This is a genomic window from Maridesulfovibrio sp., assembly GCF_963677005.1.
Lineage (GTDB): Bacteria > Desulfobacterota > Desulfovibrionia > Desulfovibrionales > Desulfovibrionaceae > Maridesulfovibrio.
On record NZ_OY781616.1, the window covers coordinates 3,701,966 to 3,716,743 of the forward strand.

General features: G+C 54.8%; 13 protein-coding genes. 3 read left to right on the top strand and 10 right to left on the bottom strand.

All coding sequences use genetic code 11. The features are described 5' to 3' along the window. Positions 1–61 precede the first annotated feature (61 nt). The 7 genes from ACKU4E_RS16240 to ACKU4E_RS16270 form a co-directional block, all read right to left on the bottom strand. Complete coding sequence (locus ACKU4E_RS16240; protein WP_320172125.1) at positions 62–313, bottom strand: acyl carrier protein; 252 nt, start codon at positions 311–313, stop codon at positions 62–64. Continuing rightward, the gene (locus ACKU4E_RS16245; protein WP_320172126.1) at positions 306–1,538 is read right to left on the bottom strand and encodes a beta-ketoacyl-[acyl-carrier-protein] synthase family protein; all 1,233 of its coding nucleotides are present in this window, start codon (positions 1,536–1,538) and stop codon (positions 306–308) included. The genes ACKU4E_RS16240 and ACKU4E_RS16245 overlap by 8 nt, the downstream gene beginning before the upstream one ends. Then, positions 1,520–3,016: an NAD(P)/FAD-dependent oxidoreductase gene (locus ACKU4E_RS16250; protein ID WP_320172127.1), complete on the bottom strand. Its 1,497-nt coding sequence runs from the start codon at positions 3,014–3,016 to the stop codon at positions 1,520–1,522. Before ACKU4E_RS16250 ends, ACKU4E_RS16245 begins: the two co-directional genes overlap by 19 nt. Next, positions 3,016–4,221 carry a beta-ketoacyl-[acyl-carrier-protein] synthase family protein gene (locus ACKU4E_RS16255; protein ID WP_320172650.1) on the bottom strand — a complete coding sequence of 402 codons (1,206 nt, stop codon included), beginning with the start codon at positions 4,219–4,221 and terminating at the stop codon, positions 3,016–3,018. Before ACKU4E_RS16255 ends, ACKU4E_RS16250 begins: the two co-directional genes overlap by 1 nt. A 232-nt stretch (positions 4,222–4,453) precedes the next feature. Next, entirely contained in the window at positions 4,454–5,176 is a 723-nt protein-coding gene (gene fabG, locus ACKU4E_RS16260) for a 3-oxoacyl-ACP reductase FabG (protein WP_320172128.1), read from the bottom strand. 160 nt (positions 5,177–5,336) lie between these two features. Continuing rightward, positions 5,337–5,507 carry a hypothetical protein gene (locus tag ACKU4E_RS16265; RefSeq protein ID WP_320172129.1) on the bottom strand — a complete coding sequence of 57 codons (171 nt, stop codon included), beginning with the start codon at positions 5,505–5,507 and terminating at the stop codon, positions 5,337–5,339. Between the two features lie 95 nt (positions 5,508–5,602). After that, complete coding sequence (locus ACKU4E_RS16270) at positions 5,603–7,090, bottom strand: diguanylate cyclase (protein WP_320172130.1); 1,488 nt, start codon at positions 7,088–7,090, stop codon at positions 5,603–5,605. 93 nt (positions 7,091–7,183) lie between these two features. Between ACKU4E_RS16270 and ACKU4E_RS16275 the strand changes: the two genes are divergently transcribed. Further along, complete coding sequence (locus ACKU4E_RS16275) at positions 7,184–7,525, top strand: DsrE family protein (protein ID WP_320172131.1); 342 nt, start codon at positions 7,184–7,186, stop codon at positions 7,523–7,525. A gap of 125 nt (positions 7,526–7,650) precedes the next feature. On the opposite strand, the gene ACKU4E_RS16280 is transcribed toward ACKU4E_RS16275, so the two are convergent. The 3 genes from ACKU4E_RS16280 to ACKU4E_RS16290 all read right to left on the bottom strand — a co-directional run bounded on the left by ACKU4E_RS16280 (position 7,651) and on the right by ACKU4E_RS16290 (position 10,199). Further along, entirely contained in the window at positions 7,651–7,926 is a 276-nt protein-coding gene (locus tag ACKU4E_RS16280) for a hypothetical protein (RefSeq protein WP_320172132.1), read from the bottom strand. A 32-nt stretch (positions 7,927–7,958) separates the two neighbouring features. Next, positions 7,959–8,507 (bottom strand): N-acetyltransferase, encoded by a 549-nt coding sequence (locus ACKU4E_RS16285; RefSeq protein WP_320172133.1) that lies wholly within the window; start codon positions 8,505–8,507, stop codon positions 7,959–7,961. Positions 8,508–8,813: 306 nt separating this feature from the next. Then, entirely contained in the window at positions 8,814–10,199 is a 1,386-nt protein-coding gene (locus ACKU4E_RS16290) for a sigma-54 dependent transcriptional regulator (RefSeq protein ID WP_320172134.1), read from the bottom strand. Between the two features lie 142 nt (positions 10,200–10,341). Between ACKU4E_RS16290 and ACKU4E_RS16295 the strand changes: the two genes are divergently transcribed. Together ACKU4E_RS16295 and ACKU4E_RS16300 are read left to right on the top strand one after the other, a co-directional pair. Then, the gene (locus ACKU4E_RS16295; protein ID WP_320172135.1) at positions 10,342–11,499 is read left to right on the top strand and encodes an efflux RND transporter periplasmic adaptor subunit; all 1,158 of its coding nucleotides are present in this window, start codon (positions 10,342–10,344) and stop codon (positions 11,497–11,499) included. A 2-nt stretch (positions 11,500–11,501) separates the two neighbouring features. After that, positions 11,502–14,732: an efflux RND transporter permease subunit gene (locus ACKU4E_RS16300; RefSeq protein WP_407944131.1), complete on the top strand. Its 3,231-nt coding sequence runs from the start codon at positions 11,502–11,504 to the stop codon at positions 14,730–14,732. Positions 14,733–14,778: the final 46 nt, after the last annotated feature.

The window sequence follows — 14,778 nt, forward strand, 5'->3', positions numbered from 1 at the left end:
GATATCTCTGTTTTCCATATCCCTAAGACTCGAAGTGAACTTCTCTCTTAGCCATGGCGCATCAGGCCGGATCTTTTCTGTTCAGGATGAAGCTGTGCAGGTCGCCGAGGGAGCGGATGGATTTGAAAGCTTCGTCCTTTTTGATCTTGATTCCGAATTCCTGTTCCAGCACGATGACCATGTCGACCGCATCAAGGCTGTCGAGGTCGAGATCGTCCTTGAACACGGCTTCCGGTACTAGATCATCCAGGTCTAGCTCGAATTCTTCGGCAAGTGCCCTGTTTATTCTTCCTATGATTTCCTGATCAGTCATTTGTTCTCCTGATGACCAGCGACGTGTTTATGCCGCCGAATGCGAAATTATTTTTCAGCGCATATGTAATTTTTCTTGCCTGTAATTGCAAGACGTTGTTTATGCCGGAGCATTCCGGGGCCGGATCGGCAAGGTTCGCGGTGGGAATAATTGTCTTTTCGGCCATCATACGTACCGTGGCTATGGTCTCAAGTCCGCCGCTGGCGGCCATGGTGTGCCCGATGTGACCCTTGAGACTGCTCACCGGAGTTGCGTTTCCGAACGTTTCCTCCAGGGCCGAGGCTTCTGCCGCGTCTCCCTGCGGTGTTCCGGTGGCGTGGGCGTTTATGTAATCTATCTGTGCCGGGGAAATGTTGCTGTCATCAAGAGCAGCCGCAATGCAGCGTCCAATGGCTTCCGCACTGGGCGAGGCCATGTTTCCGCTGTCGCAGAGTGAGGAGAAGCCGGTTATTTCGGCCAGTATTTCCGCCCCGCGTTTCATGGCCGAGTCGCGGTTTTCAAGCACGAGTATTCCCGCACCTTCGGAGCAGACTACGCCGTTGCGGGAGGCATCGAACGGACGTGACGCTCCGGCCGGATCGTCATTCCCTGAAATGGAGGCCGCGTCCAGAATATCGAATGTTCCCACGGTAAGCGGGTGCAACTCGTCCGCGCCTCCGCAGATCATGATATCCTGCTTTCCTGCGGCAATGGCCTCGTATGCAAGTCCGATGGACTGGCAGCCGGTGGAGCAGGCTGCGGAAACGGCCAGAACGCGTCCGCTGATGGACAGGAACTGGGCAAGGTTGGCGGCGCAGGTGTGGTTCATGATTTTGAAAAATTCGGTCGAACGTATCCCCTCAATGGACCGTTCCCTGAGGAATGATGCAAAAAAGTTTTCCAGGGTCATGGTGCTGCCGATGGTCGAGCCGACAGAGAGCCCTGTGCGCATGTCCTCCAGCTGTTCCGGCCCCAGTCCTGCCTGTGCGATAGCCTCAAGCGCGGAGATCCCGGCGAATATGGAAAGGTCGGACATGGTCCGGCGGAACTTGCGCGGAATGATACCGGCATTGCAGGCAGGAACTTTTCCTCCGATCTGCGGCCTGAGTCCGCCTATGCCTTCAAGTTCCGGTATGCGGCTGATGCCGGAACGTCCGTTGACAAATCCGTCCCAGAGAGTTTCAACCCCGCACCCGTATGGTGAAACCGCACCCATTCCGGTTATGACTACCCGTTGTAAATGCATCTGAGTTCCTCGTGTATCTTGTCGTGTCCGCAGATGAGTCCGCAGGCAAGGTAGGCGGAGACCACCGCCCCGAGCACGCCGGGGGCGATGATGGACTGCCCGGCCAGAAACAGACCGCTCATTCTGGTTGCAGGCAGGGGATTATACTGTGATGCAGTATGTGCCGCGCCATACATGCTGCCGTACGGACTGCCGCAATAATCCTTCAGTGTCAGCGGCGTGGCCGAATCGGTGAATTTCACCCTTCCGCGTAATTCCGGGCAGCGTTCGAAAACTGTTTTTACCAATTCGGCCGTGAGCTTCTTTTTGAGCTCAAGGTAATCCGCAGGTCTGTTTTTACGAGTGGAATCCTTCCATTTTTCAAACAGGTTGAAGCTGCACGGGCTGATTGCCGTAATCGGCTGTGCCTGCCCTGTTTTTGTTGTCTGTCCTGCTGATATAAATATGGCGTTGTCTTCCGGTTTTTCCAGCCCTTTCAGTATGAGTGAATAATCCTTTTCCGGCCACAGATAGATGTTGCGGCGGGTCAGTTCCGGCAGGGGGGCGTCCGCTGTTCCGAAGATAATCATGGCCGAGGGAGTTTCTTCAAGGCAGACAATGCGTTTTCTGAAAACCGGACGAAAGGCGTCTTCCGGCGCGCATTCGATCATGGAAGCCGGGTGTGCGCACCAGACGCATGATTCCCCGGACAGTTCCGTTCCATCCGCCAGGACAATGCCGGTGAACCTGCGTTCGCGGTCTGCCGTTATCCTCTCCACCGCCCGTCCTGTGATGATCTCTACTCCGTACTTTTCCAGCTTGCTGCGGTAGGCCCGGACGATGGCCGAACCTCCGCCTTCCACCGTGTGGCATGACATTGCGTAGGAACCTGCCACCAGCGCATGGGTGGAAAGCATAGCTTCAGCCGGTGGTGTTCCGTAGAGCATGCATTGGTAACACAAAAGATCCTTGAGTTCGCGATTGGAAGTGATTGAGTTCAGAAATTCGTTCAGGGTTTCTGTTTCGGCATGGATGGCGTCTTCAATGGAAAAGTCGAGATTGAAATTAAGGTACGGGCTGGATTCGAAGACGGATCTGATTTTGGAAAGGTATTTTCCGATTGCCCCGGATTCCTCGGGGAATTCCATGCAAAGGGTTTCGCGCAGGTTCTCGTATCCTGCCGGCATACGGATTTCTCTGTCATTTCGTTCAAAGCGGAAGCAGTCGTAGCCACTTTTTTCAAATTCTATCTTTTGCAGCTCATCTGAAATTTCAAGGTGCCGGAAGTAGACATCAAGCGGATGATTGTGCCCCAGTCCGCCTAGCAGGTGAACCCCGGTTTCAAAATGGACGCCCTTGCGGCTGAACCCGCGCACAGTCGGGCCAAGGCCGGGAAATTTTTCCACCAAGGCGGTCTTGTACCCCTGTTTTGCCAGCAGCAGGGCCGAGGTCATCCCGGAAATTCCCCCGCCCACGACTATGTGCTGATAGCTGTGCATCAGAATTTCAGTATCAGACAGGCGTTTGTTCCGCCGAAACCGGCGGAGTTGAGCAGGGCGGTCTGCGGGGCGACAGGTCTGGTCTGCGTGATGATATCAAGACCCCTCGTTTCCTCTCCGCCATCGTTGAAATTGATGTTCGGGGCCATGAATCCGTCCCTGTTCATGAGTACCGTATAGACCACCTGCGCTGCCCCGGACATCCAGAGTTCGTGCCCGGTCATGGATTTGGTGGATGATATGGCCGGGTTGCAGCCCGCAAACAGGGTGCGGATGTTTCGGGCTTCCGCAGCGTCACCGGCAGGAGTGGAGGTGGCATGCGCGCAGATGTAGTCGACTTCCGCCGGGGAGATTCCGGCCTGTTTCAGGGCTTTTGCTCCGGCTCTGGCCAGCCCCGTGTCGGACGGAACCGAGATGTGTTCGCCGTCCGAGGAAAAACCGTATCCGGCAACTGTTCCGAGAATTTTCGCCCCGCGCTTTATGGCAAGGTCCAGCCTTTCCAGCACGATTGCAGCAGCTCCGCCGCTGGGCACAAGGCCGCTGCGCTCTTTGTCGAACGGGCGGGAACCTTTTGTCGGATCGTCTGTATTGGCTGCAAAAGCTCCGAGACCGTCAAAACTGCACATGGACTGCCAGTTGATTTCCTGCGCTCCCCCGCAGATGAGCCGTTCCTGCTGTCCGGAAGCGATAAGTCCGGCAGCCTGTCCCACTGCGTGCCCCCCGCTGGAGCAGGCCGAACTTATGGTCCAGGCCGCGCCCCGTGTTCCGAGCAGCCCGTTCAGGTTCATAGTCACGCAGGAGGTCATGGAGCGGAAGACCGCTCCGCTGCCGATAAGAGAGGTCTGTCCGCGCTGTTCAAGCAATCGGACCTGTTCCAGCGCGGCAATGCAGCTGGAATCGCAGCCGAAGACAAGACCTGTTTCATCGTTGCGCAGGTCCGCATCGTCCAGCCCGGACAGGTCCAGAGCCTGCCTGACCGCGGCGTAAGCCTGTACCGCGAAATCCGGCATGGTCTTGCGCTGCTTGCGGCTCAGCCATTGTGAAGGATCGAAATTTTCAATGCGTCCGGTCAGGGAACATTCAAAGCCGAGCCCGGACCGTTCCTCATCGGCAATTATACCGGAACGTCCGTTCTTTAATGAATCGCTTATGTCGTCCAGGCTGCAGCCAAGGACGGAAACGGCTCCGATGCCTGTTATCGCCACGTTGTGCAAAATGAGTCTCCGGCTAACCCTGCTAAGGAGTACTGATTAATTCCCGTTTGATGCGCTTCGCGCTTTTGATAATTTGATTTCGCCGCTGGCGGCCAAAGGGGATAATCCCCTTTGGAATCCCTAATAGTTTTATAGTGGCTGCAATGAAAGGAGCCTCTTGGATCAAACTTTCTGCGGAGCTAAAGCAATAGCCGTTCAAAATATGGCCTTAATCAGCGTTTCCTTAAGTATGTATGCCGCCGTTGACCGCGATGACCTGTCCTGTGATGTAGGACGCTTTTTCCGAGCACAGAAAGGATACAACCCCGGCCACTTCCTCCGGGGTTCCCATTCTTTTCATGGGAATCTGCTTTTTAATCTCGTCCACGGGCAGTTCCGCAACCATATCGGTTTCAATGAATCCGGGGGCAACGGCATTTACAAGTATGTTGCGTTTTGCCACTTCCACGGCCAGTGACCTTGTGGCCCCGATCAGTCCGGCCTTGGCGGCGGAATAGTTGGTCTGCCCGGCCACCCCTGTTTCACCGGAGGTGGAGGCGATATTTATTATCCGCCCGGCCCTTTTGCGCAGCATTCGGCTTACCACCGGCTTGGTCACATTGAAGAAACCGTTCAGGTGCACGCTTAGAACACCGTTCCAGTCCCGGCTGTCCATCATCATCATTACCGAATCTTTTGCGAATCCGGCATTGTTGACGACAATGAAAGGCACGTCCTTTTCCAGCAGCGGCGTCAGCCCGTTCTCGACGGCCTGCTCATCCGTCACATCGAATTTGAGCAGGGTACACTCACGGCCGAGTCCGCGTATTTCCGAAGCTGTTTTCTCAGCTCCGGCATCATCGCTGCGGTAATTGAGCCAGATGTCGTAACCGTCCGCAGCAAGCTGGAGGGCTATGGCCGCGCCGATTCCCTTGCTCGCTCCAGTTATCAGGGCAATTTGGGGCATATGTTATGAATCCTTCTGCGGAGTTCTGCCTGAGGGCGGTTGCGTTGTCCTTTTGCCGGAAGATTAGACATCATGCGTTTGCTGAAAGTGGAAAGATCCGCACAGGGGAACGCATTTTCAGTTCATTCCGGTAAGGAGGCTGCAAAAGGGCTGGGAGTCTTTAAATGGAATCTTCTTCGGAAGTTCTGCCTTCCTTATAGCCTTTGTGGAATTCTCCCGGCATTTCCTTTACTTCCTTGACCGCTTTTCCGGTTGCTTCCCCCATCTTTGCACAGCCGAGCGAAGAGAAGGTGAGCATGGCCACTATGAGGACCGCGATAATTCTGGACATTTTGTTTCCTCCGAAAAATTTTTTCTTTATGCTAAATAACTTCGGTAAAAGTGAAAAGTCAACCTGTGCACCTGTCTGTACCGGGAGTTGTGAGGTCACTCCAGTCCGCAGCCGGTGCGGGAGATCACTCGGTTCCTGCCTTTGCGCTTGGCATCGTAAAGGGCAAGGTCCGCTGCCTCTATGAGTCTGGCCGGGGTGGTCAGCTGGCCTTCGTTGGTAGCAATTCCAACGCTGATGGTCATCAGATATTCTGCTCCGTTCAGTCCAAACGGAGTGGATTTGATTTCAGCTCTGATTCTATCACCTATGCGGCTTGCAGTCTCCGTATCCGTGTCAGGAAGAATAAGGGCGAATTCATCTCCGCCTATCCTGGCGAGGACATCGTTCTTGCGTAAAACCTTTTCACAGTTTCTGGCCAGATGAAGGAGTCCTTTGTCCCCCACCAGGTGGCCGTGGGTATCGTTGATGGTCTTGAAATGGTCGATATCGAAGATGATTACCGAAAAGGTGCTGCCTTCGTTTACGGATGAATCAATCTGTTCAAGCAGTTTGTACTCGAACATGCGTCTGTTGGTTACCCCGGTCAGCGGGTCGGTGACGGCTTCCTTGCGCAGACGTTCCTCTTCCTGCTTGCGTTTCCTGATGTCTATGGCAATGCCGGCGAATTGCTCCGGGCGTTTTTCACTGTTCATGCGCAGGTTGCCGATAAGTTCCACCCAGCGCAGGTCTCCGCAGTCGGTGTAAAGACGCATGTCGTACCGGAAAATTCTTTTCCTGTCCCCGGCCATGTACTCTTTGGCCTTTCTGATCAGTCCTTTGCGATCATCAGGATGTATAAGCTTCAGTCCGTTGTGCAGCGAAAGGCGGATGTTGTCCGTGGGCATGGGCACGGAATAAAGGGCTTCAGGAGAACACCATATCTGCCCGGTCTTGAAGTCCAATTCCCATATGCTGCTGTCTGTGAGTTGTTTCAGGATTTCAAACTGTTTGCGCTTGGCGCTCAGACGGTCCCGGAGAACCGCGTTTGAAATAAGGTATCCTGCCGTTCGCAACAGTGCTATTTCCACATCGGACCAGTCGTATGTTCTCTCACAGTCGTCAAACCCCAGGGTTCCCCACCACTGGTCCTCGACCATTACCGGAATGGTCAGCATTGATTTGATTTTCTGTACTTCCTGAGAGTCTCGCAACCAGCCTTCCGGAAGGGTTTCCGTAATCGTCTTCTGCCATTCCCCCCTCATTCTGCTGTGTATCAGATCCCTGTATTCCGGGCGGTCTATGGGATTTGTGGACATGCTGAACATCGGCATGCCCAGCTGTTTGTATTTCGGTTTGGCGGCCCATTCAAAGGTATAGTTCTGGGTGATGTGGGTGGCGGTCACCTTTATGGTCTGGAATATCCATACCCTGCTTACCCCGGTAGCCTTACCCAGCGCGGCCAGCAGGTCGTTGACCCCTTCCGGCCAGCCTTTGCCGGAAGTAAGTTCTTCCGCGCTGCGGGCTATGGCCGAAAGCAGGGCCGCATTCGAACCGTTTTCGTATGAATTTCCCAGATTATGAAAATTTCCCGTATTAATTGCCATGGCTAAACGGTATTTATGTTTACTGCAAAGTCAATCGCAGGTAGGAAAATAAAGTTATTGTTCTGCATTTAGAATTTCAACCCGGAGTTCATTATGTACTGTTTATACGCATTCAACGGTGAGCTTATGTGTTTTGTTCATGTCCTGCTCAACGGACTGGATATGGCGGAGAAGGGGATGAAAGTCTCCATTGTTCTTGAAGGGGCTGCTGTGACCCTTGTTCCGGAACTTGAAAAGGAAACGTGTCCGTTTAACAAACTATACAGAAAAGCGCGGGAGCAGGGACTTATCGATGGCGCCTGCAAGGCCTGTTCGGTGAAGCTCAAGGTGAAGGAAGAGATTGAGAAGGCCGGTATTGCGTTGATAGGCGAGATGTCCGGCCACCCGGCAATGTCTGATTATATCGGCAGGGGGTATAAGATAATCACCTTTTGATTGTCAAAGCCTATTCTTATGTCTGCGGCAGAGAGCTTTTTCCCGGTTTGCATGTTTCAACTGCAGACATCAAAAAGCCGCATCCGAAATTTTTCGGATGCGGCCTGCGAAATTGCGTGTGCCGGTTACCAGCGGTCTTCGTTTTCGTACTGCCAGCCGGACTCCTCCGGTTCAATGTCCCGAATCTTGATGAAATACCCGTCGTCGGTTTCGGTGATAAGTACATCGGCCCGAACCCAGCGGTCCATATATTCCTCCAGTTGGGAAGAGTTTGTTCCGGGTTCCACGATGTATTCTTCTTCGTTATCGACCATTATCGCGTACCGGTAGTTTTCATCATCTTCATCGGTATAGGGAATTACCTGGCCGTATATGGTTTCTTCAAATTCCTCGTTTGACACTCTTCTTCTCCATTATAAAAATTGCCTGGCCGTCAGGATATTTTTCTCGCGTATACCGCATTGCCTTTTTCAGGGATGAAGAAGCGGTAGTGGCGGGTCTGCCGCACATACCCCAGAGATTCGAAAAAGTTTCTGGCCGCATCGTGGTTTCTGTTTTCGGAAACCTCGCAGAATATGGTATCTCCCCCGGCTGCCGCAACCTGTCTTGAAACTTCGTCAATAACGGCTGATCCGATGCCGATTTCCCTGAACTCCTCGTCCACTGCCAGCAGATAGAGTTCGAAACATCCTTCCTCGCCGGGGATGCCGCCGTAGCAGGCAAATCCGGCCAGCGGTTCCTCATCGCCGTTTACGGCCCGGGCCTTTATGAACACGCTGTACGGTTCGTCGTCGTTATAGGCTTCTTCCCACACGGACTGTTCCAGCATGGACATCTTGTCCTGGGTCAGACACTGGCAGTTTGTCGCCAGTTCGAGAATTTCATCGGCATCCTCGGGTTTGAGTCCCAGGCTTAGTTTAAGCTGTATTTCCGGCTCAAAGGAGCCTTCGTTGTCCATTTCTTCCGTACTTTCTGAATACATTTTGTAAATCCTCTCTTGATTGTATCAGATAGGTGCAATCGCAATAGAGAATAAAAGCATACGGCGTGCCATAGATAACATGTTGTAAATAAAGTGTTTATTTGTGGTTTTGAATGGGTTTGAGAACTGCTGGTTCCGGTTTTGAATAAAAAGATGGTTCTTCAGAGCTGTTTATGGAAGATAAATGGGTAAAAAACGGCCATATGAAGCTGAAAACAGGGCTTACAGAGGAAAAAGGGGAACCGGCTCGTTTGGGAATTCTATGTTCCTGTTTTTTTTGAATGTCGGAACTTTAAGTTCTGTTTTTTATTTGAACAATTTTTTATCGAGTCCATGTTTATGCATAAGTTTGTTCAACTGCCTAGTGGTTATTCCCGCCTTTGAAGCGGCAGGACTTATGCGTCCGCCGGTCGAGGTCAGGAGGCGGGTAAGATAATCAAGCTCGAAGGATTCTATGGCCGCCTGTCTGGCCGGGCCGAGGGGCATTTCCGTATCTGTATGATGACGCGGTGCGGCATCCGTGAAAAATTCAACGGGGAAACTGGCTCTGGTGAGCTGGCTGCCTGTCTCAAGGATGCAGGCCCTTTCAATGACGTTTTCCAGTTCGCGCACATTGCCCGGCCAGTCGTATTCCATGAAGGCATCCAGAACTTCCGGGGAAATGGAGTCGACATTTTTATTGAGATCGGTGTTGAAGCTGGAGATGAACACTCTGGAAAGGTGCAGGATATCTTCCTTGCGATCCCGCAGGGGCGGCAGGACAATGGGAAAAACATTCAGGCGGTAGAAGAGGTCCTGACGGAATTTGCCGTCGGCGCACATTCTGCCGAGGTCTTCATTGGTGGCGGCTATGACCCGCACATTAAGTGGGATGGCCGATTCCCCTCCTATGCGCTGGACCTGCCTTTCCTGCAGCACGTTGAGCAGTTTTATCTGGACTGCGGAGCTTATGGTGCCGATTTCATCAAGAAAAATTGTGCCTGAGTCGGCCAGTTCGAACTTGCCTATCTTGCGTTTGATGGCTCCGGTGAAAGATCCTTTCTCGTGGCCGAAAAGTTCGCTTTCCACCAGTGAATCCGGGATTGCCCCGCAGTGGACGTTGATGAAAGTCTTTTTCCTGCGTCCGCTGTGCGCGTGGATGAGTCTGGCGATGAGGCTTTTTCCGGTGCCTGTTTCCCCGGAAAGGAGTACCGTGGTTCCCGTGTCCGCCACCTGACGGACCTTGCGCAGGACTTCCTGCATGGTCCTGCTTTTGGTGTTGACCACATCCTTGTATTCATCTCCCCAGAACTGGTCGCGCAGGTAATCCAGTTCGGAATGGCGGATGTCGGCCTGCCTGGCCTTTTCTATGACCAGTTCCAGTTCTTCCCGGCCCACGGGCAGGGTCAGGTAATCGAAGGCTCCGGCCTTGACCGCTTCAACTGCTTTTTGCGACTGGTCGCTGCCCGCGAGGACAACTACTGAAGCCGATGGAAATTTGCTGTACAGGTCGTTCAGGGCCCGGTCCACGGATTGCGAATTGCCGAGCAGGGAATTCAGGTCCACGACAACGGTATCTACCGCGGAACGTTCTTCACTGGGAATTTCCGGTATTCTCTCGGATTTTTCCACCCGCGCGCGTCCAGACTGCAGCTTGTCGGCGACACTGGAAAGTTTGTCGCGGGTGCCGGTTATGACGAAGATTTTACGCACGATTTTCTCCTCGTTTCAGAAGATACTTTTTTGCCTGTGAGGGTCAATATAAAATATGCGGAGAGAAACCCGGGTAATTCGAATGTAATTGAAATGAGGGGCTAAGAAGGGTATAATTACGGTGTAATCAACGGAGTTTTTCATGACCAGAAAATGTATTTTAGTGGCAATGCTCGGTGCGGCGGTAACCCTGCTCGTGCTCTGGTTTTCAGGCGCGTTCAGTCCCGGACTGATTGACAAGGGCCGGATTGTACCCACCCGCAGCCGGAATTCTCCGGAGAAGGTTGTGACCTCCAGAACGGAGGTTGTCCCTGTTGTTTACGAGGCGGTGGGCACGGTAAGACCGGAAACCGAGGCTTCCATCGAGGCGCAGGTCACCGGCAAGGTCCGAGAGGTTCTGGTCCGTGCCGGACAGCGTGTGCATAAGGGCGACAGGCTTATAGTTCTGGATGGCCGGGAATTCAGTGCCCGTCTGGAGCGGGCCCGGCAGGGTCTTAAGTCTGCGGAAGCCGTCAGAAGGCAGGCCGGGGAGGCCGTGAATGCCGCCCGTGCGGATGCCGATACCGCAACGGCCACCTGGAAGCGCATGAAAAAGCTTTACGAAGACAAGGTCGCCACCCGCGATGAAATGGACCGGGTGGAGGCTGCGTACCTCAAGGGCAGGGCCGGTCTGGCTCAGGCGCGGGACGGGCTTGAGGCTGCCGATGCCGGAGTTCGTCAGGCCCGGAAATCTGTGGAGGAGGCGGAAATAAATCTCGGCTACACCACCATAACCGCCCCTGCTGACGGGGAGGTGGCCAAGCGTATGGTCGAGCCCGGCGATCTGGCTTTTCCCGGCAAGAGCCTGATGCTGATCCAGACCGGGGGCTCCTTGCGGCTTGAAGCTCTGGTGCGCGAGGGAGTCATCGGGCGAGTGCGGACCGGGCAGAAACTTGATCTGGTGATTCAGGCTCTGGGGGAGCGCACTTCCGGAACAGTCGAGGAAGTTGTGCCCTCGGCCGATCCGCTGACCCGCACTTTTCTGGTCAAGGTCGGGGTGGACCCGCTGCCGGGGCTGTATCCGGGCATGTTCGGACGGTTGCTGATTCCTCTGCGCGAAAAAAAGATTGTTCTGGTTCCCGCAGAGGCTGTTTCCCGCATCGGGCAGCTTGATACCGTGCTGGTCAAAAATGGTGATCTCTGGGCACCGGTCTATGTGCGTACCGGAAAAGAGTACGGAGACAGCATTGAAATCATTTCCGGTCTCGGAGGAAATGAAACAGTCGGTGTAGGTGTTCCGGGGGCCGGGGGAGAGCGATGAGCATGGATGAAACCGGACGCCCCGGAGGATTTATTGCCTCAGCTGTGGATTTTTTTCTCCATTCCAAGCTGACGCCGATTCTGGTTGCCGCGGCCCTGCTGCTTGGCCTTGCCGCAGTGCAGCTCACCCCGCGCGAGGAAGAACCGCAGATAGTGGTTCCCATGGCCGATATAGTGGTGCAGGCGCCCGGTGCCGGAGCGGAGGAAGTGGAAAAACTCATCACCACACCGCTTGAACGCATCCTCTGGCAGATAGACGGGGTGGAATATGTTTATTCCATTTCCCGGAGGGACTCCGCTCAGGTGACGGTGCGGTTCTATGTGGGTGAGGACCGTGAGAATTCGCTGGTCAAACTGCATAACGCCATTACCAAGAATACCGATCTGGCTCCGCGCATTGCTTCCGGGTGGGTGGTCCGGCCTGTGGAGATAGACGATGTCCCGATCGTGAACCTGACCCTTTATCCTGCACCCGGACGCGACGATATTTCCGATTTCGAACTTCGCCGGGTGGCGGAGGAACTCTCGCGGCGGCTGGCCGAGGTTGAGGACTTGTCCCGCGTATCCCTTGTTTCCGGCCGATCCCGCGAGGTCCGGGTGGAGCTCATGCCCGAACGCATGGCCGGATTCAACATCTCGCCGCTGGAAATAGCTTCGGCCCTTGAGGGTGCGGACCAGTCCGCAGTGGCCGGGTCGGTTCTTTCCGGTAATCGCGAGATAACGGTTGCGGCCAATTCGTTCCTGGAAAGCGCGGACGATGTGCGCGATCTGATTGTCGGAGTGTTCAATTCGCGTCCGGTCTACCTGCGCGATGTCGCCGAGGTGAGTGACGGTCCCGAGGAACCTGATTCATATTCGCGTATCGGTTTTTCCCGGTTGTATCTGACCGGAATGGGGATGGATGCCGAACAGCCTTCCCGCCCTGCCGTGACCATAGCCCTCTCCAAGAAAAAGGGAACCAACGCGGTCAAGGTGGCCGGAGCCGTGCTGGAACGTATGGATCAGTTGCGCAGGACCGTGCTGCCGGACGGCATAGAGGTGGCGGTGACCAGAAACTACGGGGAAACCGCCGATTCCAAGGTCAGCGATCTGCTCGGTTCTCTGGGCTTTGCAGTGCTTACCGTGGTCATTCTGCTGGCTTTGACTCTGGGCTGGCGCGAAGCTTTCGTGGTCGCTCTGGCGGTGCCGGTCAGTTTTTCCCTGGCTCTTTTTGTGAATTACATGTTCGGGTACACCATCAACCGGGTGACCCTTTTCGCTCTGATTCTCTCGCTGGGGCTGGTGGTCGATGACCCGATCACCAACGTGGACAACATCCAGCGGCACATCCTGATGAGAAAGAAGAAACCGGACCTTGCAACTCTGGACGCCGTTTCCGAAGTGCTTCCGCCGGTTATCATGTCCACTCTGGCGATTATCGTCTGTTTCGTGCCATTGTTTTTCATAACCGGTATGATGGGCCCGTACATGGCCCCGATGGCGGCCAACGTGCCTTTGACCGTGACTTTTTCCACGGTCTGCGCCCTGACCATTGTTCCGTGGCTGGCTTTCCGGCTGCTGAAGGATCTGAAGCCCGCGCAGAAGTCTTCCGCCGGAAGCGGGCCCGGACGGGTGGAGCGTTTTTATTCGGCAGTGATAAGTCCATTTCTGGAATCCGGCCTTCGGCGCTGGATGCTGGTCGGTGTGATCATGGCCGGACTGCTTTTTTCCGTGGCTCTTGCTGGTTTCAGGCTCGTGCCGCTCAAGATGCTGCCCTTTGACAACAAGAACGAGTTTCAGATTGTCATCGACATGGACGAGGGGACCCCGCTGGAAAAGACCGACCGCGTTGTACGCGAGTTTGAGGAAGTCCTGCGATCCGTTCCGGAGGTCACCGATTTCGTCACTTATGCCGGAGAGCCGTCACCCATGGATTTCAACGGGCTGGTGCGTCACTATTACTGGCGCAAGGGCGGAAACATGGCCGATATCCGGGTGAATCTGGCCGACAAGTCCCTGCGCCGGGAGCAGAGCCATGCCATTGTGCTGCGGCTGCGGCGTGAACTGGAAGATGTCGCCGCCCGGAACGGGGCGGAGATAAAGATTGTCGAATCCCCTCCGGGGCCGCCGGTTATCTCCACCGTGACCACCGAGGTCTACGGGGCCGAGGACCGTCCGTATTCCGCCCTGATCGAAGGGGCCGGGCAGATCGTCGGGATGATGCGTGACGAACCGGGCGTTGTCGATATCGATACTTCCACCGAAGCGGACCGGGTCATGGTTGATTTCGTGCTGGACAAGGAAAAGGCGGGGCTGCACGGCGTAAGTGCCCGTGAGGTTGTCAGCACCCTGCAGATGGCCCTTTCCGGCGCTGTCCCGGCCACAGTGCATGTACCGGGCGAACGCAATCCGCTTCCGGTAAAGCTTATCCTGCCGCTGGTGCGCCGGGCGGATGTTTCGGCTCTTTCCCAGCTTAAGGTTCGGACTTCCGACGGACGAAATGTTCCGCTGGCCGAACTGGGCAGAATAGTGGAGATAAAACAGGATCAGCCCATCTATCATAAAAATCTTAAACGGGTGGTTTACGTCTTTGCGGAAATGGCCGGAAGGGCTCCGGGAGAGGCTGTCCTTGATCTGCAGTCGGGATTAAAGAAGGACCCGCTGCCGCCTTTCGTCTGGGCCGATTGGGCCGGGGAAGGGGAGTGGAAGATCACCCTTGATGTGTTTCGCGACCTCGGGCTTGCATTCGGTGCGGCACTGCTTGGAATTTACATCCTGCTGGTTGTGGAGACCGGTTCTTTCGGCATGCCCCTGCTGATAATGTCAGCCATTCCTCTGACCCTGCTGGGCATTATGCCGGGTTTCTGGCTGCTCAATCTTGTGGGGGCCGGAGAAGTGCAGGGATTGGTCGGAGGACCGCTGCCCGATCCGGTATTCTTTACCGCCACGGCCATGATAGGGATGATCGCTCTCGGCGGGATTGTCATCCGCAATTCGCTGGTGCTGATTGATTTTGTGCGTCAGTCCGTTGCCGAGGGCATGGAAATGAAGGAGGCCATCATCCGGTCCGGTGCGGTGCGTCTGCGTCCCATACTGCTTACCGCCGCCACCACCGCCCTTGGAGCATGGCCGATTACTCTGGACCCTATTTTTTCCGGTCTGGCCTGGGCGCTGATTTTCGGGCTGACGGCTTCCACTCTGTTCACTCTGGTAGTAATTCCTGTCGGGTTCTACGCTTTTGAAAGAGAGAAATAAAATCAGGCCGCTTTGACATCAGGAAAGGGCTAAGTCTCTACAGCGT